Annotated in this window: 18 protein-coding genes; 3 read left to right on the forward strand and 15 right to left on the reverse strand. The window is 73.4% G+C overall.

Annotated elements, in window-relative coordinates:
* Window positions 1–30: 30 nt before the first annotated feature.
* On the forward strand, window positions 31–570 hold the full coding sequence (locus AC3X7R_RS10875; protein WP_489965662.1) for a hypothetical protein: 540 nt from the start codon (window positions 31–33) through the stop codon (window positions 568–570).
* A 32-nt stretch (window positions 571–602) separates the two neighbouring features.
* On the opposite strand, the gene AC3X7R_RS10880 is transcribed toward AC3X7R_RS10875, so the two are convergent.
* The 12 genes from AC3X7R_RS10880 to AC3X7R_RS10935 all read right to left on the reverse strand — a co-directional run bounded on the left by AC3X7R_RS10880 (window position 603) and on the right by AC3X7R_RS10935 (window position 10,959).
* Window positions 603–1,127, reverse strand: a complete 525-nt coding sequence (locus tag AC3X7R_RS10880; protein ID WP_489965663.1) for a hypothetical protein — start codon at window positions 1,125–1,127, stop codon at window positions 603–605.
* Between the two features lies 1 nt (window position 1,128).
* The gene (locus AC3X7R_RS10885; protein WP_489965664.1) at window positions 1,129–1,644 is read right to left on the reverse strand and encodes a DUF4333 domain-containing protein; all 516 of its coding nucleotides are present in this window, start codon (window positions 1,642–1,644) and stop codon (window positions 1,129–1,131) included.
* Between the two features lie 41 nt (window positions 1,645–1,685).
* Window positions 1,686–2,369, reverse strand: coding sequence for an NAD-dependent deacylase (locus tag AC3X7R_RS10890; RefSeq protein ID WP_489965665.1), 684 nt, complete (start codon window positions 2,367–2,369; stop codon window positions 1,686–1,688).
* A gap of 26 nt (window positions 2,370–2,395) precedes the next feature.
* Entirely contained in the window at window positions 2,396–4,318 is a 1,923-nt protein-coding gene (locus tag AC3X7R_RS10895) for an ABC transporter permease (protein WP_489965666.1), read from the reverse strand.
* A complete protein-coding gene (locus AC3X7R_RS10900; protein ID WP_489965667.1) occupies window positions 4,315–5,106 on the reverse strand; it encodes an ABC transporter ATP-binding protein in 792 nt (263 codons plus the stop codon). Before AC3X7R_RS10900 ends, AC3X7R_RS10895 begins: the two co-directional genes overlap by 4 nt.
* 145 nt (window positions 5,107–5,251) lie before the next feature.
* Window positions 5,252–5,917: a response regulator gene (locus AC3X7R_RS10905; protein ID WP_489965668.1), complete on the reverse strand. Its 666-nt coding sequence runs from the start codon at window positions 5,915–5,917 to the stop codon at window positions 5,252–5,254.
* The gene (locus AC3X7R_RS10910) at window positions 5,914–7,209 is read right to left on the reverse strand and encodes a sensor histidine kinase (protein WP_489965669.1); all 1,296 of its coding nucleotides are present in this window, start codon (window positions 7,207–7,209) and stop codon (window positions 5,914–5,916) included. The genes AC3X7R_RS10905 and AC3X7R_RS10910 overlap by 4 nt, the downstream gene beginning before the upstream one ends.
* Before the next feature lie 140 nt (window positions 7,210–7,349).
* Complete coding sequence (locus AC3X7R_RS10915; protein ID WP_489965670.1) at window positions 7,350–7,829, reverse strand: hypothetical protein; 480 nt, start codon at window positions 7,827–7,829, stop codon at window positions 7,350–7,352.
* Between the two features lie 85 nt (window positions 7,830–7,914).
* Window positions 7,915–8,523, reverse strand: a complete 609-nt coding sequence (locus AC3X7R_RS10920; RefSeq protein ID WP_489965671.1) for a signal peptidase I — start codon at window positions 8,521–8,523, stop codon at window positions 7,915–7,917.
* Window positions 8,524–8,526: 3 nt separating this feature from the next.
* Window positions 8,527–9,072: a hypothetical protein gene (locus tag AC3X7R_RS10925; RefSeq protein ID WP_489965672.1), complete on the reverse strand. Its 546-nt coding sequence runs from the start codon at window positions 9,070–9,072 to the stop codon at window positions 8,527–8,529.
* Window positions 9,073–9,628: 556 nt separating this feature from the next.
* Entirely contained in the window at window positions 9,629–9,937 is a 309-nt protein-coding gene (locus AC3X7R_RS10930; RefSeq protein ID WP_489965673.1) for a putative quinol monooxygenase, read from the reverse strand.
* A 77-nt stretch (window positions 9,938–10,014) separates the two neighbouring features.
* Window positions 10,015–10,959 carry a 1,4-dihydroxy-2-naphthoyl-CoA synthase gene (locus AC3X7R_RS10935; RefSeq protein WP_489965674.1) on the reverse strand — a complete coding sequence of 315 codons (945 nt, stop codon included), beginning with the start codon at window positions 10,957–10,959 and terminating at the stop codon, window positions 10,015–10,017.
* Window positions 10,960–11,076: 117 nt separating this feature from the next.
* Between AC3X7R_RS10935 and AC3X7R_RS10940 the strand changes: the two genes are divergently transcribed.
* Both AC3X7R_RS10940 and AC3X7R_RS10945 read left to right on the forward strand, forming a co-directional pair.
* Complete coding sequence (locus tag AC3X7R_RS10940) at window positions 11,077–12,288, forward strand: cysteine desulfurase-like protein (RefSeq protein WP_489965675.1); 1,212 nt, start codon at window positions 11,077–11,079, stop codon at window positions 12,286–12,288.
* A 463-nt stretch (window positions 12,289–12,751) separates the two neighbouring features.
* The gene (locus tag AC3X7R_RS10945) at window positions 12,752–14,080 is read left to right on the forward strand and encodes an HNH endonuclease signature motif containing protein (protein WP_489965676.1); all 1,329 of its coding nucleotides are present in this window, start codon (window positions 12,752–12,754) and stop codon (window positions 14,078–14,080) included.
* A 20-nt stretch (window positions 14,081–14,100) separates the two neighbouring features.
* Here the strand turns inward: AC3X7R_RS10945 and AC3X7R_RS10950 are convergent, their stop codons facing one another.
* The 3 genes from AC3X7R_RS10950 to AC3X7R_RS10960 form a co-directional block, all read right to left on the reverse strand.
* Window positions 14,101–14,745 carry a LysE/ArgO family amino acid transporter gene (locus AC3X7R_RS10950; protein WP_489965677.1) on the reverse strand — a complete coding sequence of 215 codons (645 nt, stop codon included), beginning with the start codon at window positions 14,743–14,745 and terminating at the stop codon, window positions 14,101–14,103.
* 72 nt (window positions 14,746–14,817) lie between these two features.
* Entirely contained in the window at window positions 14,818–16,032 is a 1,215-nt protein-coding gene (locus AC3X7R_RS10955; RefSeq protein WP_489965679.1) for a glycosyltransferase, read from the reverse strand.
* A 4-nt stretch (window positions 16,033–16,036) separates the two neighbouring features.
* Window positions 16,037–16,861, reverse strand: coding sequence for an alpha/beta fold hydrolase (locus AC3X7R_RS10960; protein WP_489965680.1), 825 nt, complete (start codon window positions 16,859–16,861; stop codon window positions 16,037–16,039).
* Between the last annotated feature and the right edge of the window lies 1 nt (window position 16,862).

Consider the following 16,862-nt stretch of genomic DNA (forward strand, 5'->3'; position numbering starts at 1 on the left):
CACTCACCCCACACCAGAGAGGCCCACCCTGTGAGCAAGCTGCCCGTCCCCCTCGAGTTCCGGCTGCCGGAGGGCTGGGAACCGGTCCGTCCCGAGGAGTGGGGCGTGGCCAACGCCGCGTTCATGGCGGTGCGCCGCGACGCACCCGGCGACTACGTCCCGATCCTCTCGATCAGCGGCGACTGGCGCCTGGACTACGTCACCCTCGACCAGATCGCCGACGAGTCGGCGGAGCTGGCCCGCGCCCAGGCCGACACCGTCCAGGTCCTGGACCGCAAGGAGATCGGCAGCGAGGGCGCGCCGGCCGTGCTCCAGCTCCTGGGGCTCCGCGCGACCGTCCAGGGACGCGAGTGGGAGCTCCGCCAGGGGCAGGTGCTGGCCGGGCTGCACGACGTGGAGGACCCGAGCCGACGGGTGGTGGTGATCTACACCGTCACCTGCGCGGTCGACCAGTTCGACGTGGTGGGCCGGGAGTTCCAGGCCTTCATGGGCACGGTGGTGCCCGGTGCGCCCAGCGCGGACGGCGCGCAGGCGACGGACGGGCCCGCCGGAGCGCCCGGCACGGAGTAGGCCTCGCCTGGTCCTCGCCTGACTTCTGGCGCTCAGAGGATGAAGAGGTCGACCAGGACGACCAGGCCGACGAGGACCAGCAGCGCCAGGGTGCCGAGCCCGGCGTAGAGGCCGGTCTTCTCCGCCGCTCCGCGCTTGGGGGCGAGCCCGAGCTCCTTGCCGACCAGGGTGATCAGGTCCCGGCCCTCCTCGGAGTTGAAGCGGTAGTCCAGGACCCGGCCCACGGTGCCGTCCTCGCGGATCGCCCAGATCTTCTCCTGGCCGAGCTCGATGGTGCGCCCGCGGGTGCGGGTCGCGGAGCCCGCGATCTTCGGGTGGCCGGCCTCCCACCGGATCTCGGTGGAGTCGTCGGTGACCGTGAACGTCTCGGGGGTGACCTTCACGTGGTTGACGAAGGTCTTGCGCAGGCCCGCCTTGTTGAAGAGCCCGTACCACTGGGCGTCCGCGACGTCGAGGGAGAGGTCGAAGCCGGTCGGGGTGCGGCGCACCACGTAGGGCGTGCCCGCGGTCGCGGCTTCGACCCGACGGACGAACTCGTCGGTGATCGAGGCGCTCACGTCAGCTGACGACCTTCCAGTCGAACCCGACGCGCAGCCCGTCGATCTCGGTCGTGGTCAGCTCGACGACGCCCTCCTCGCCCCCGGAGACCGCGGTGCACTCGGTGGTCGCGTCGGGGATCCCCTCCAGCACCTCGGGGCAGTCGATCTCGGTCACGTCGATCCCCTGCTCGCCGAGCTGGCCGGCGAGGGTCTGCTCCAGCGTCTCCGGCTCGAGGAACGGGGAGGTGTCGTAGGAGAGCTCGTCGCCGTCGACCTCGGTGGTGGTGAACCGCACCCCGGTGCGGCCCCCTTCCGCGTCCTCGACGACGCAGTCGGCCGTCGCGTCGACCTCGGCGTCGAGGTCCTCGGAGCAGGTGACGGTGAGCTTGTCGGCGTCCTCCCCGGTGATGCCCTCGCTGACCCGCTCCTCGAGCGTGTCGGCGTCGATCGCGGAGGCCTCGGCGCTGCAGGCCCCCAGGCTCAGGAGGAGGGCGGCGCCCGCGGCGGGCAGGAGGCGGGAGAGGGTGCGTCGCATGGCGCCAAGTCAACCAGACCGCGGCGCGACCCCGGCACGCCTCAGCGGTCGGTGAGCAGCTCGTCGACCCACGCCGGGACCAGCTCGGTGGCCGGGCCCTGGCGGGCCCGGGCGAAGTCGCCGGCGCCCGCGCTGGCGTCCAGGTTGAGCTCGAGGGTGTCGTGGCGCGCCCAGTGCACGAAGGCGGCGGCCGGGTAGACGAGCCCGGAGGTGCCGATGGCGACGAAGAGGTCGCACTCCCACAGCGCCTCCTCCACCAGGTCCATGCCGTAGGGGATCTCCCCGAACCAGACGATGTCGGGCCGCAGCTCCCGGGCGCCGCAGGCCGGACAGGGCGGCCGGTCCCCCAGCGGCCCGTGCCACTCGTGGCGGGCGTCGCAGGCCGTGCACCAGGCCGCGCGGAGGCGGCCGTGCATGTGGTGCACCCGCTCCGAGCCGCCGCGCTCGTGCAGGTCGTCGACGTTCTGGGTGACCAGCAGGAGGTCGTCGCCCAGCGCCTCCTCGAGCCGCGCCAGCGCCCGGTGGGCCGCGTTGGGCTCCACCCGCCCCAGCGCCGCCCGGCGCTCGTCGTAGAACCGGTGCACGAGCTCCGGGTCGGCGTCGTACGCCTCCGGGGTGGCCACGGTCATGGGGTCGTGGCCCTCCCACAGCCCGTCGGCGTCGCGGAAGGTGGGCACTCCGCTCTCGGCTGAGATGCCCGCCCCGGTGAGGACCACGACCTTCATGGTCACGAGTAGTACCACGGGGGCCGTCATCCGGCGGTGGACCGGGCCATGGTGCGCACCACCGGCACCATGGTCAGCAGCGGCACCAGGAAGACGGCCAGGGTGAGCGCGCCGTAGGTCGTCAGGTCGACCGGAGGCACCGTCGGACCGAGGAGGCCCAGCCCCACACCCAGCGTGGCCGGGACCACCGCCACCGTGCCGATCACCCAGGCCGCCACCCCGACCACCAGCGCCTCCACGCCGGCCATCGCGACCAGCTGGCGGCGGGTGGCGCCGGTCCTGCGCAGCAGGTGCAGCTCGCTGCGCCGGCCGGCCGTGGTGAGCGCCAGGGTGTTGGCGCCCGCCACGCCCACGAAGACCAGCAGCGCGAGGAGCAGCACCGTCGACAGCGTGTTGCTGGACCCCGCCCCGCGCGCGGCGGCGACGTACTCCTCCTCGGTCATCGCGGCGAGGCCGAGGCCGGCGACCGCGTCGCGCAGGCCGGCGGCGGCCTCGGCGCCCCCGGGGTCCGCGGCGCTCAGCAGCACGCTCTCGAGACGGGAGTCGACGCCGTGCGCCGCGGGGGTGGCACCGCCGACCAGGTAGTCGCCGAAGCCGAGGCCCCGGTCGTAGACCGCGACCACCGTCGCCTGCGCCTCGGGGCCGTCACCCCAGCGGACGGCGAGCGTCTCGCCCATCCCCTTGCCGGTCTCGAGCCGGGCGTCGACGCTGAGGGCCACGGTGTCGGGGCGGTCCAGGCCGGCGAGGTCGCCGTCGACGACGCCCACGTCGAGCGTCCCCGCGACGCCGCCGGCCGGGAGGGCGGAGAGCCGCAGGGACTCCCACGCCAGGGCGCTCGTGGAGTCGCCCCCGAAGCTCGCCATCTCGTCGTCGGTGCGCACCCGGGCGGCGACCGAGGAGAGGGGGACGGCCGCGCCGACGCCGGGCAGGGCCGCGAGGTCGGCCAGGCGCTTCTCCTCCCCGGTGCCGCTGCTGGTGCGGCTGTCGGGGGTGACGACCAGGTCGGCGTGGAGGCCGTCGGCCAGCTGCTGGGCGGCGGCCTCCACCACGGTGTCGTCGACGGTGCTCTGCACCGTGCCCACGGAGACCGCGAGCGCGAGCGGGACCACCGCGGTGGTCAGCCGCCGCGAGAAGCCGCGGGTGTTGGCCAGGGCCAGTCGGGTGGCGGGGCCGCCGCCGAGCCGGCTGGTCGTGCCGAGCAGCCAGCCGACCAGCAGCGGTCCGGCGAGCGCCGCCGCCCCCACCAGCAGGAACGCCGAGACCGCGGCGGTCGCGCTGCCGATCGTCCCGGGGACCACGAGAGGGGTGAACGCCGTGGTCAGACCGGCGGCCGTCAGGGCGACCGCGGAGACGCGGCGGGCCCGGTTGAGCCCGCGGGGCTCGACGACGCTGGCGCGGACCGCGGTGGTGGGCGGGGTCCGCAGCGTCTCCCGGGTGGCCAGCCGGGCCGCCAGGTAGGCGATGGGGAGCAGGATCAGCGTGGCGGCGACCACCGGGAGCGGCGAGGTCGTCGTGGTGAAGCCCGGCGCCACCACCTGGTCGTCGACCAGCAGCGGCGTCAGCAGCCGGACGGCGAAGAGGCCGGGGAGCGCGCCCAGGGGTGCCGCGACCAGGGTGACCAGGACGATCTCCAGGCCGACCATGCGCCGCACCTGACGGCGGGTCGCCCCGACGGCGCGCAGCAGGGCGAAGTCGCGCTGCCGCTGCCGCAGCGCCAGCGAGACGGTCGCGGCCACGACCAGGACGACCATCATCAGCGCGGTACCGGAGAAGGAGGTCGCCAGCGCGATCAGCAGCCCGGAGTCGCCGCCGGAGCGGAGCCCGGACTCGATCAGCACGCCGGTGCCGGAGAGCAGGGCACCCGCCAGTGCGAGCACCAGGAAGGTGCCGGCCAGGCCGGGCAGGTGCGCGGTCGCGCCGGAGCGGGCCAGGCGCCACATGGCGCTCATCGGCCCAGTCCGAGCATGCGGGCCGCGACCGTCTCGGCGGTCGGGGCGTCGAGCTGGTCGACCAGCCGGCCGTCGGCGAGGAAGAGGACCCGGTCGGCGGTGGCGGCCACCTGGGCGTCGTGGGTCACCACGACCACGGTCTGCCCGAGCCGGCGGGCGGTGTCGCGGAGGAGGGCGAGCACCCCGGCGCCGGTGCGCGAGTCGAGGGCGCCGGTCGGCTCGTCGGCGAAGACGACGGTCGGCCGGGTCAGCAGCGCCCGCGCGATCGCGACCCGTTGGGCCTGTCCGCCGGAGAGCTCGCCCGGCCGGCGGTCCTCCATCCCGGCCAGGCCGACGGTCTCCAGCAGCTCGGCCTGCCAGGCCAGGTCCGGATCGCGACCGGCCAGCACGACCGGGAGCTGCACGTTGTCGGTCACGCTGAGGTGGGCGACGAGGTTGTACTCCTGGAAGACGAAGCCGACGTGCTCGCGACGGAACCGGGTCAGGGCGTCGGGCGAGAGGAGGCTGATGTCGTGGCCGCCGACGACGACGCTGCCGCTGGTCGGCACGTCGAGCCCGGCCGCGCAGTGGAGCAGGGTCGACTTGCCCGACCCCGAGGGGCCGGTCACCGCGGTGAACGAGCCGGTGGGCAGGGTCAGGGAGACGCCGCGCAGGGCGTGGACCGGCCCGGCGGCGCCGTCGTACTGGCGGTGGACGTCGAGCAGCCGGACAGCGTCGGTGCCGGCGTCGGTGCCGGTGCCGGTGCCGGTGCTGTGGACCGGGCTCCGGTCGGGGGTGGAGGTGGTCATCGGGGGCTCCTGGGTCGAGGCGGGGGAACGCCTTCGACGCTAGGGATCCGCCGACCCCTGCCGCGAGCGCCGCAGGATGGAGATCGCCGGGTTGCATCCTTCGATGCAAGCGGCCGGGTGCGACCCCTCGGCACCCCGGTCGGGCTCACTCGGGGATGGCGACGACCTTGTTCTGGTAGGCCCAGACCGCGGCCTGGAGACGTGAGCGCACGCCGATCTTGGGCATCATCCGGGCCAGGTGCGACTTCACCGTCGAGGTCTCCAGGAACAGCTCGGCGGCGATCTCGTCGTTCGACATCCCCTGGGCCAGCAGCAGCAGGATGTCGAGCTCGCGGGCGGTGAGCAGCTCCGAGGCCCGCCCGGCGGTGACCGGCCGGGTCTCGCGCCGGGTCACCACCTCGCGGAGCACCCGCTTGGTGAGCGCGTCGTCCAGGGTGCCGTTGCCGCGGGCCACGCTGCGCACCGCGGCGACCAGCACCTCGGGCTCGGCGTCCTTGAGCAGGAAGCCCGACGCCCCGGCCTCCAGCGCGCCGAAGAGGTGCTCGTCGATGTCGAAGGTGGTCAGCACCAGCACCGGGATCGGGTCCTCGACCCCGGGGCCGCAGAGCTCGCGGGTGGCGCTGATGCCGTCCTGATGGGGCATCCGGACATCCATGCAGACCACGTCGGGGCGGAGTCTCCGCGCGGCCTCGACCGCCTCGCGGCCGTCCGCGGCCAGCGCCACGACGGTGAGGTCCGGCTCGGCGCCGAGCAGGGTGCCGAGCCCGGCTCGCACCAGCGGCTGGTCGTCGGCGACGACGACTCGGATCATCGGTCCTCACTCTCGATCTCGCTGCGGGGGGCCTGGTCCAGGTCGGGGTGGTCGGCTCCGAGCGCACCCTCGCGCGGCATCCGCAGCACCACCTGCCAGCCGCCCTCGGGCGTGGGTCCGTGCTCCAGCTGCGCCCCGGTGAGCTCGGCCCGCTCGCGCATGCCCAGCAGCCCGAAGCCGCTGCGAGCCGCGGTCTCCGGCGGCGCCGGGGGCGGGCCGTTGCGCACCGTGAGCTGGGCCACGGCCGGGTCGCGGTCGTCGACGACCACGGTGACCTCGGCGCCGGGCGCGTGGCGGGCGGCGTTGGCCAGGGACTCCTGCACCATCCGGTAGCCGGCCAGCTGGGCCAGCGGGCCGATGCCGGCGCCGAGCGGGTCGGGCCCGGAGAGCACGGTCAGGCCGACCGTGCGGCCGGCGGCGACGGCGTCCTCGACCAGGGCGGTGACGCCGGTCAGCGACTCCGGGCGCACCCGCGCCGGATCGGCCGGGTGGTCCTGCTCGCGGAGCAGCCCGACCAGGCGGCGCAGGTCGCGCAGCACGGCGGTGCTCTGCCGGCGTACCTGGGCGACCCCTTCCTTGGCGGCCGCGGGGTCGGAGTCGATCTGGGTGCCGATGGCGGCCGTCATCACCGCGATGCCGGAGAGGTGGTGCGCGGCGATGTCGTGCAGCTCGCGCGCCATGGCGGTCCGCTCGCGGGCGACGGCGGCGGCCAGGAGCGCGTCCTGCTCGCGGGCGACCGCGGCGGCTTGGCTCTCCCGCGCCAGCCGGGTCTCCCGCCTGGCGGTGAGCACGACCGCGAGCACCAGCGGGAGGGCGACGCTGCCGACGCCTTGGAGCAGGCCGCCACCGAGCGCGGCCCCGGTGGCCTCGCCGGCGTCCAGGGCGCTCAGGGTGATGCCGACGGCGACCAGCAGACCGGCGCCCAGCAGGGCGGGCCAGGAGCGGGAGGCCGGCAGCGCCAGCCCCAGGGTGAGGACCGCGATCAGGACCGCCAGGGTGGCGAGGCCCGTCACGTCGCCCAGCCCGCAGACGGCGGCCACCGGCACCGCCGCCGCGGTCAGCAGGAGCACCGCCCGCGGCGCCGTACGGCGCAGCAGCAGGGCGGCGGCCTGGGCCAGCAGCGTCCCGGCGCCCAGCCACCATTCGGTCCCGCCCAGGGCAGGGAGCGCCAGGTCGGCGGAGGGGTCTGCCGCCGCGAGGGCGGGGGCGGCGGCCAGCCCGGCGAGCGTGAGCGCGCCGCAGGCCCCGGCGACGCTCAGGTCGACCGCGGTGAGGCGCACGTGGGTAGTCACCGGCCTCGGTCCCCGACCAGGAGACGCGCGGCACCGGCTCGCGACTGATCTACCTCCCACACGGGGACATCATGCCCGGCGCCGCGCCCGCCCCGCGCCAGGCAGGTCTTGGTCGTGCGCGCCGGTGGCGACCCGATCCGCTACTGGGGCTGGAAGTAGGTGCCGCCGAACGGGGAGAAGCCCGACGGGTACGTCGTGAAGGTCACGACGGGCGCGGACCAGTCGACGTTCTGCGCGCTGTCCATCTGCACGATGCCGGTGGGCCAGTCCCAGGCGGAGCTGTACTGCGACAGATCGACGCTCACCCTGGCCACCCTGTTGTTGCTCGGCTGGAACCCGCTGATGGCCACGTTGAACCTGGTGCCGTCCGCCCACGGGTCACTGAAGGTCACCCCGTCGACGGTGCAGGTTCCGACGACCTCGCCGGTGGTGGTGTTCAGCACCTCGCAGCTGTCGCCGCCCACGGTGGCCCAGGTGCCGGAGGTGGCCCGGGCGGCGAACGCGGCCCCGTCGGTCCACGCCGCGAACGTTCCGGGCGCGGTGGTCGCGACGAGGAGAGCGACGGCCACGAGCGCGCCCGTCGCGGCGAGCAGACGCCGGCGCGTGGCGGGCCAGGTCATGCGCTGGCTCCCTTCTTCATCACGTTGTCATGGGTGGAGTGGGACTGGGCGCGGCCGTGCCTGGACGGCCGCGCCCAGGAGCCCCTTACGGGGCCTGGTTCGACGAGGCGGCGACCAGGTCGCGTGCACCTTCGTCGTCGTGCGGGTCGCGCGCTTCGTCCTGGCGCCTGCCCGCCGGGGCGGGGCCGGGGCGGGGCATCAGGCTCAGGGCGAGGATCGCTGCGACCGCGATCACCAGGGGTACGGCCACGCTCGGGCGCGTCAGCCGCAGCCAGGCATCACCCACGCCGGCGAACTGCCAGCGCGGGGAGAGCACCGTGTCGTCGGTGACGACGTACTCACCGGCGTCCGGGCTGTCGTTGGCGTCGCCCTGCATGCGGACGTGCCACGACCCGTCGTCGTGCTGCGCCACGTCGATGACGCGGTGCGTGACGAGCCGGTCCGAGACGTCGTTGCGCAGGGACAGCACGTCCCCGACCTCGACCTCCTCGATCGGGACGGGTGTCGCGACCACCAGGTCGCCGGTCATGATCTCCGGCTCCATGGACCCGGAGACGACGATGAGTGGCTTGATCACACCCATCGTGGTCGCCAACCAGACCCCCAGGCTGAGGACCCCGATGACCGCGAGAGCCCAGACCAGGACGTCAGCGGCCGTGCGCAGGATGCGCACGGCCGCCGCGCGGCCCGTCATCTATCAGGACTCTCCGGTGAACTGCAGGGTCATCGTCCCCTCGGCGCCCTGGTACTCCTCGGGCCAGTCGTCTGGGGTGGTGACCTGCAAAATCACCGTGTCGGTGGCACCGGCGTCGAGCTGGAACGTCGACGGGTCGTGGATCGTGGCGTTCGCCGGAGCGGATCCCTCGAACAGGGCTCCGTCCGTGGTCAGCACGCCCCGACCCAGCGTCAGCGGCACGCTGCTGGCGTTCTTCAGCTGCAGGGCGATGGTCTCGTTGGCGCCCTGGTTGAGGTTCTCGAACGCGGTCGCAGGGATCGACACGGCCTGGTTGGACGTGTCCGCGTCGTGCCAGGTGTCACCACCGTCGACGCTGGCCTGCAGCTCCACCTTCTCGACGGCGCTCGCGGTGCCGTCGAACCACGCGTCGTCGGTCCAGACCGCACTGGTCAGGGCCGCTCCGACGCCCAGCACGGCGACGCTGGCCAGCCCGAAGCGGACGATCGCTCCGCGGCGGCGACGCTTGTCGCGGTCCTGGTCGACGGTTACGACGTCAGTCGTAGTCATGTCTGCTCCTTTCTTCGGTTCGGCGTATGCCGGTCACGGTCGGCGCGCGCCAAGACCTCCGGGCATGACCTACCGACCGCCCGCTGGTGTTCCAGGCGGTGCTCCCGCGGGCACGCCCGGCGGGAGGGGTCGCTGCACGACCGGGGCGGGGGAGCCACGACCCGGCGGCCGTCATGGACGCTCGCGCGACACGAAGGATTTTTACGCGGCCGGAGGCACGGTCCAAATGCGTCGGGCGTGACGTTGGTCATCCCCGGGAGGTCCCGTTCCCGCCTGCCGGGCAGCACGGCGCACAGCCGGCGGCGGCGCCGGACGGGGCCAGTGTCGACTTGGCGCAGCCTGGCCCGGTTGTCCGTGACTGCGACCTGGCTGGTGTAGCGGCCCTCGACTTCGCTCCTCCAGTCATCGTTGACCGTTGCTGGCTGATACGTGCCGCTCACGAACTTCTTGCGGACATTTTGCGGACTGACTCACGTGAGTTCGGCGCGGTGGTGCATACCGCCGCGAGTCGGGCGCCGTCCCCCGTGTCGGATCGGCCGCGAGGTCGCTCGACCCGCTACGCCGACTTGTTCCACACAGGGGTGAGCGCAGTGACCTGCGGAGGGCCGGACAACAGCGACTCGACATCCTGCAAGTACGCACGATAGGCGTCGGTCTCGAGGAACTGCTGCGACGACTCAGCGCTGTCGTACACCTGGAAGGCGCTGATCGCATCAGGATCGGCGTTGTCGAAGCAGTAGAAGTATGCGAGGTGACTGTGGTTGCCCGCCACGGCGGGCGCCATGTGTGCCTCCCAGACTTTACGCACGTCCTCCCTCTTCCCGGGCAACGTCTTGTGTCGAATGATCAGAGCAAGTTGAGTCATGCAGCGATCGTGGCAGCACCCGCCGACATGCCATGGCCATGCCGACGCGCGCCTCTGACCTGCGATACACCAAGAACTCAGTAGTACCAGGGGAACGGCGACCAGTCCGGCTCGCGCTTCTCCAGGAACTGGTCGCGACCCTCCTGAGCCTCGTCGGTCATGTAGGCCAGGCGGGTGGCCTCGCCGGCGAAGAGCTGCTGGCCGACCAGACCGTCATCGAGGAGGTTGAAGGAGTACTTCAGCATCCGCTGGGCGGTCGGCGACTTGCCGTTGATCTTGGCGCCCCACTCCAGCGCGACCTTCTCCAGCTCGGCGTGCGGCACGACGCGGTTGACCGCGCCCATCTGGTGCATCGCCTCGGCGTCGTACTCCTCGGCGAGGAAGAAGATCTCGCGGGCGAACTTCTGCCCGACCTGGCGGGCGAGGTACGCCGACCCGTAGCCGCCGTCGAAGGAGCCCACGTCGGCGTCGGTCTGCTTGAAGCGGGCGTGCTCCGCGCTGGCCAGGGTCAGGTCGCAGACCACGTGGAGGGAGTGGCCGCCGCCGGCCGCCCAACCGGGCACCACGCAGATGACCACCTTGGGCATGAAGCGGATCAGCCGCTGGCACTCCAGGATGTGGAGCCGCGCCAGCTTGGCCTTGTCGATGACGCTCGGCTCCTCGGCCCCGGTGTCGGCGGCGCCGATGGTCTTGTCCTCGTACTGGTAGCCGGCCTTGCCGCGGATCCGCTGGTCGCCGCCGGTGCAGAAGGCCCACTTGCCGTTCTTGGCGCTCGGCCCGTTGCCGGTGAGGATCACGCAGCCCACGTCGGCGCTGGTCCGCGCGTGCTCGAGGGTGCTGAGCAGCTCGTCGACGGTGTGCGGCCGGAAGGCGTTGAGCACGTCGGGGCGGTCGAAGGCGATCCGCACCGTGCCGTGGGCCTTCGCCCGGTGGTAGGTCAGGTCGGTCAGGTCCTCGAAGCCGGGGACGACGTCCCAGTCGGCCGGGTCGAAGATCTCGGAGACTCCGTCGATCGCGCTCATGGCGGCGAGGCTACCGGTGCGTGGATCCCCGCTCAGCCGGGGATCCACGACGTTCGCGCAGCATGCATGCCCCACGAACCCCACGGAGTCCCCCCGAACCTCGTGCAGGATGGCGCCATGACCGACACCGCCCCCTTCGACGTCGCGCGGGTGCGCGCGGACTTCCCGGCCCTCGACCTCGGGGTCGCCCACTTCGACGGCCCCGGTGGCACCCAGGTGCCGCGCCAGGTCGCCGACGCGGTGGCGGGCACGCTGACCGCCGGGCTCTCCAACCGCGGCACCGTCACCGACTCCGAGCGCCGCGCCGAGGACGTCGTCCGGGAGGCCCGGTCGGCCGTCGCCGACCTGCTCGGCTGCGACGCGGCCGGCGTGGTCTTCGCCCGCTCGATGACGCAGGCGACGTACGACGTGGCGCGGGCGCTGTCTCGCCAGTGGCGGGCCGGCGACGAGGTGGTCGTCACCCGGCTCGACCACGACTCCAACATCCGCCCCTGGGTCCAGGCGGCCCAGGCCGTCGGGGCGACGGTGCGGTGGGTGGGGTTCGACCCCGTCACCGGCGAGCTCGACCTCGCGGGTCTGCTGGCGCTGCTGTCGGAGCGGACCCGTCTGGTCGCCGTCACGGCTGCCTCCAACGTGCTCGGCACCCGCCCCGACGTGCGCGCGGTCGCCGACGCCGTCCACGCGGCGGGGGCGTTGCTCTACGTCGACGGGGTCCACCTGACCCCGCACGCGCCCGTCGACGTGGCGGAGCTGGAGGCGGACTTCTTCGCCTGCTCGCCCTACAAGTTCTTCGGGCCGCACCACGGACTCGTGGTCGCCGACCCGGCGCTGCTCGAGACGTTGCACCCCGACAAACTGCTGCCCTCCTCCGACGCGGTGCCCGAGCGGTTCGAGCTCGGCACGCTTCCCTACGAGCTGCTCGCCGGGACCACCGCGGCGATCGACTACCTCGCCGGGATGGCGCCGGGCTCGGCGGCGGCTGACCGGCGGAGCCGGATCACGGGGTCGATGCGGGCGGCGGAGGCGCACGAGGAGCGGCTCTTCGCCCGGCTCCTCGCCGGGCTGGAGGGGCTGGAGCGGGTGCGGCTGCACGGCAGTCCGGTACGCCGGACCCCCACGGTCTACTTCTCCGTCGAGGGGGTGCCGGGTCGCGAGGTGCACGAGCGGCTGGCGGCCGTGGGGGTCAACGCGCCGGCCAGCCACTTCTACGCGATCGAGGCGTCGCGCCACCTCGGGCTGGGGGATGAGGGAGCGGTGCGCGCGGGTCTGGCGCCCTACAGCGACGAGCGAGACGTCGACCGGTTGCTCGAGGGGCTCGCCAGTCTCTGACGACCCGGTCGCGCGTTTGCCTCCGGCTAGAGGGCCGGGGGCGTGGCAGTGACCGGCGGACGTCTGCGAGCACCGTGGCGAGCGGCCGGTCGGCGTCCACGACGGTGAAGGTGGGCCACTCCGGCAGAGAGCGGTCGGGCGCCGGCGTTCTCGAAGGAGCGGGTGCGGCTGCGCCGTCGCAGCTCCGTGGTCAGCGCCCTGGCCAGCGTCGTCTTCCCCGAGCCGTCGATGCCGACGAGGGCGACGAGGGTCGTCTGGCGGGGCGCGGGGGTAATCCTGTCGAACGGAGGGGCCTCATGGTTTGTGGCGAGGGAACCCGTGCGGCAAAAGGTTCGAACGGTTGTCCAAATAGTGGCACCAGCGGGCTGTTCTGAGCGTAAGTTGTCGGTGGCGCTTGGTTGACTTGTCGCATAGGTCGGGGCCCGTTCGGGGTGGCTCCGGTCACTGGTGACGGGGGGCCGGGATGTACGTCGACGACACGGCGGGGACGCATCCGATCAGCCGTGCGTGCACCGCGATCTCGGCCGCGTTGGACGCCACCGTCGACGTCGATCCGGTGTTCTTGTCCGCGGTCGCGCACCGGGAAGCACTGTTGGAGCTGACCCGGTTGGGTGACCGGTTGGAGTCGTTGCGGATGCGGGTCATCCACGCCGCCGGCACCCCGGGTGGCCTCGCCGAAGCCGACGGGGCACGGTCCCCGGCGGCGTGGTTGGCGGCCCGGACGAGGTCGGGGTTCGGACCCGCCCGGGCCGCGGAGAAGCTCGCCGACGCGGTCGCCACCCGCTGGTTGCTGGTCGGGGCCGGGTTGGAGGACGGGCGGGTCACCCTGCCCCAGGCGCGGGTGATCGCCAAGGCCCTGGACGCGTTGGTGACCGACCCGATCCCCGGCGAGGAGATCCCCGCCGACGTGCTGACCCGGGCCGAAGCCCACCTGGTCGAGGCCGCCGCCATGTTCGACCCGGTCCACCTGGAACGGCTCGGGGCGAAGATCCTCGAGGTGGTCGCTCCCGGCACCGCAGACGAGCACGAGAAGAGGGCCCTGGACCGGGCCCAACACCGCGCGAACACCGCCACCCGGCTGACCTTCCGCAAGCGCGGTGACGGCGCCACCGACCTCCACGCCCGGGTCCCCGACGCGGTCGCCGCCCGGCTACGGACGGTGCTGGACGCGTGGACCTCACCCAAGCAGGACGCCGGGAAGGATGCTGGGGCGGCGACCCCGTTCGGTGGGTTCGCCCAACGCGACCCCGCCACCGGGATCCGGCTGCCCCAAGAGCGGTTGCACGGGCAGGCGTTCCTGGCGTTCCTCGAGGCCGCCGACCCCAACCGGATGCCGATCCACGGCGGTGGGGCGACCCGGGTGGTCGTCACCATCGACCTCGCCCAGCTCCGCGAAGACCTGGGGATCGGGACCATCATCAGCAACGGCGACGACGCCACCCCGATCACCGCCTCAGAGGCCCGCAGGCTGGCCTGTCAGGCGGGGATCATCCCCGCCGTCCTCGGCACCGACGGGGTCCCCCTGGACATGGGGAGATCGACCCGGTTCTTCACCCCACAGCAGCGGCTCGCGAAGACCCTGACCCACCGGGTCTGCGCGACCGAAGGGTGCACCGTCCCGTCGACGTGGAGCGAGGCACACCACGGGCGTGAACCCTGGGGCCACGGCGGAACCAGCGACCTCGCCGACCTCACCTTCCTCTGCCCCTGGCACCACCACCGCGCCCACGACACCCACTTCACCACCCACAAGCTCCCGAACGGCGACGTCAGATTCACCCGCCGCACGTAGACCGCCGGCAGCGGGATCTGTCACCAGTCGAAGGCCAGCTTGGCCGCCACGAAGAGCATCGTCGCCGCGATCACCAGCTCGAGCACCTGCCAGGCCCGGGGGCGGGCCAGCAGCGGGGCGAGCCCGCGGGCACCGAAGCCGAGTCCGCTGAACCAGACGACGCTCGCGACGACCGCCCCCGCGCCGAAGGCCCAGCGCCCATCGACCAGGCCCTCGCCGAGCCCGCTCACGGGACCGCTGTGGGTGGCCGCGATGGAGCCCACGAGCAGGACGGTGTCGAGGTAGACGTGCGGGTTGAGCCAGGTCAGCGCGACCGCCTTGCCGACCACGGTCCTCCGGGACTCCGAGGAGTCGGACCCCGCGCGGTCGGCGCGCAGCGACTCGCTCGCGAAGGCCCGGCGCAGCGAGTGAGCGGCGTACCAGAGCAGGAAGGCCACACCGAGCCATCGGACGACGTCGACGACCCATCCCGCGCGGTCGACGATCGCCCCGATCCCGCTGACCCCGGCCGCGATCAGCACCGCGTCGGAGACCGCACAGACGAGCACCACCGGGCCGACGTGCTGCCGCAAGATCCCCTGCCGGAGCACGAACGCGTTCTGCGCCCCGATGGCGACGATGAGCGAGCCGCCGGTCAGGAAGCCGGCCAGGAGAAGTGCGAGCACGTGCGCACGCTAGAGCGTGGACGCGTCCGACCGACAGCGACTCCTGCTTCAGCCGGTGAAGGAGCCCTTCATTCAGCCGAGCCCCGAGCCCCGAGCCCCGAGTCGGGCCAGCGCCGCCGCCGCGGCTGCCGCGCCGCCGGCCGACGCGAACGACTTGGCGATCCGGGTTGCGGCGGCCCGTAGGTCCTCGTCGGTCAGTGCGGTGCCGATCGCGGTGCGCAGCTCCTCGGCGCGTACCCGGGCGAAGCGGACCCGGAGCCCGGCCCCGGCCTGCACCACCTGGTCGGCGACCACCGGCTGGTCGTCCCGGATCGGCGCCACCACCAGCGGCAGCCCGGCGGCGAGCGACTCGCAGACCGTGTTGTGGCCCGCGTGCGAGACCACCGCGTCCACCCGCTGCAGCAACGCGAGCTGCGGCACCCGGGGCCGGACCACGACGTTGTCGGGGGCGCCCGGGACCAGCTCGGGGGGCGCCACGAAGATCGCCTGCCACGGCTGGTCCCGGCACGCCTCGGCGGCGACCCCCCAGAAGCGTGCGCCCGCCTCCGCGTTGAGGGTCCCGAGCGAGACCAGCACGGTCGGGCGCGAGGCGTCGAGGAGCTCCCAGGGGAAGTCGTCCTCCTCCGGCCGTCCGGCGACGGCGGGGCCGACGAAGGTGACGGGGGAGTCGACCGCCAGCGGGCCGACCAGCTCGGCGGTCGTGTAGGCCAGCAGCAGGTGCTCGGAGACCCGCAGGTCACCGGTCTCGGCCACCTCCGCGGGGATCCCGTGCGCCAGCTGCAGCTCGACCCGCTTGCGGTGCATCGCCTCCGCGACCAGCGGCAGACCCGACAGCGGGTCGACCAGCTCGGCCGAGGTGGTCGCCGACGTGGCCCACGGCAGACCGCGGCGGCGGCCCACCACCGCACCGGCCAGGGCCTGCTGATCGACGACCAGGACGTCGGCGCCGAACGCGTCGACGGCCGCGTCGACGCCTTCGACCATCGCGTCGGCCAGCGGGAGCAGCACGTCCTCCTGGAGGAACTTGAACGCCGCCGCCCCGCGCAGGTCGCTGCGCCGCGCGCCCATCTCCTCGGCGTAGCCGGTGACCTCCGTCGCGGTGGCGGGCAGGAAGGCGGCCCCGGCCGGGAGCAGGTGCTCGACCGTCCCGGGCACCCCGGTCCACGCCACCTGATGACCGGCGGCGACCAGCTCGGCGGCGACCGGCACGGTCGGGTTGACATGCCCGGTGAACGGCGGGACGACGAAGAGGAAGCGCAGCGTGCCGGTCGGGGTCGCCTCGGTCATCGGCTCAGGCTCCAGCGGTCGCGGCGGTCGCAGCGGTCGCGGCCGCGCGCTGGCGCGCCATCCACTCCAGGGCCCGCTCGCGGACCAGCTCGCTCCGCTCGGTGAGGAGCGAGTGCGTGGTGCCCGGCACGATCTCGAGCTCGCAGTCGGGGATCTGGGTCTCCAGCGCCTCGGCGAGGTGGAGGATGTCGGACTCGCTGCCGTACATCGCCCGCACCGGGCAGGAGATCCGCGGGAGCCAGCCGATCGCCTGCTCCACCTTGAGGTCCTGGATGAGCGTGGTCTCGGCCAGGAACTTCTCCGCCCGCCGGGCCAGCCGCGACATCCTGCGGTCGCCGTTGTTCTCGATCCACTCCTGAGAGGTGTTCTCGTCGAGGCCGAACGCCGCGAGCGCGAGACTGCCGGCCATGTGCTCGGCCCACCCCTCGACGGCGAAGTGGGCCTCGACCAGGAAGAGGCTCGCCACCCGCTCGGGGTGGCGGTTGGCCAGCGCCAGCGCCACCACGGCGCCGAAGCTGTTGCCGAAGAGGTGGGCCGGCTCGTCCACCCCCCACTCGTCGAGCAGGGCCACCAGGTCGTCGACCTGGTGCTCGACGCCGTACCCCGACACGGGCTGGTCGCTGCGCCCGTGACCGCGCAGGTCGTAGAGGTGCACGTCGCAGGTGAGCGCCAGCGGGTGGGCGAGGGTGTAGAACCAGCTCGAGAGGTTGTCGATCACCAGCCCGTGCAGCATCACCACGGGCGGCCGCGGACCGCCGTCCGCCGGCTCGCCGTCGCCACGGATCACCTGGACGTGGAAGCTCAGACCGTTGGCCTGCACGTGCGGCACG

The organism is Nocardioides sp. Z22_16, from assembly GCF_058134365.1.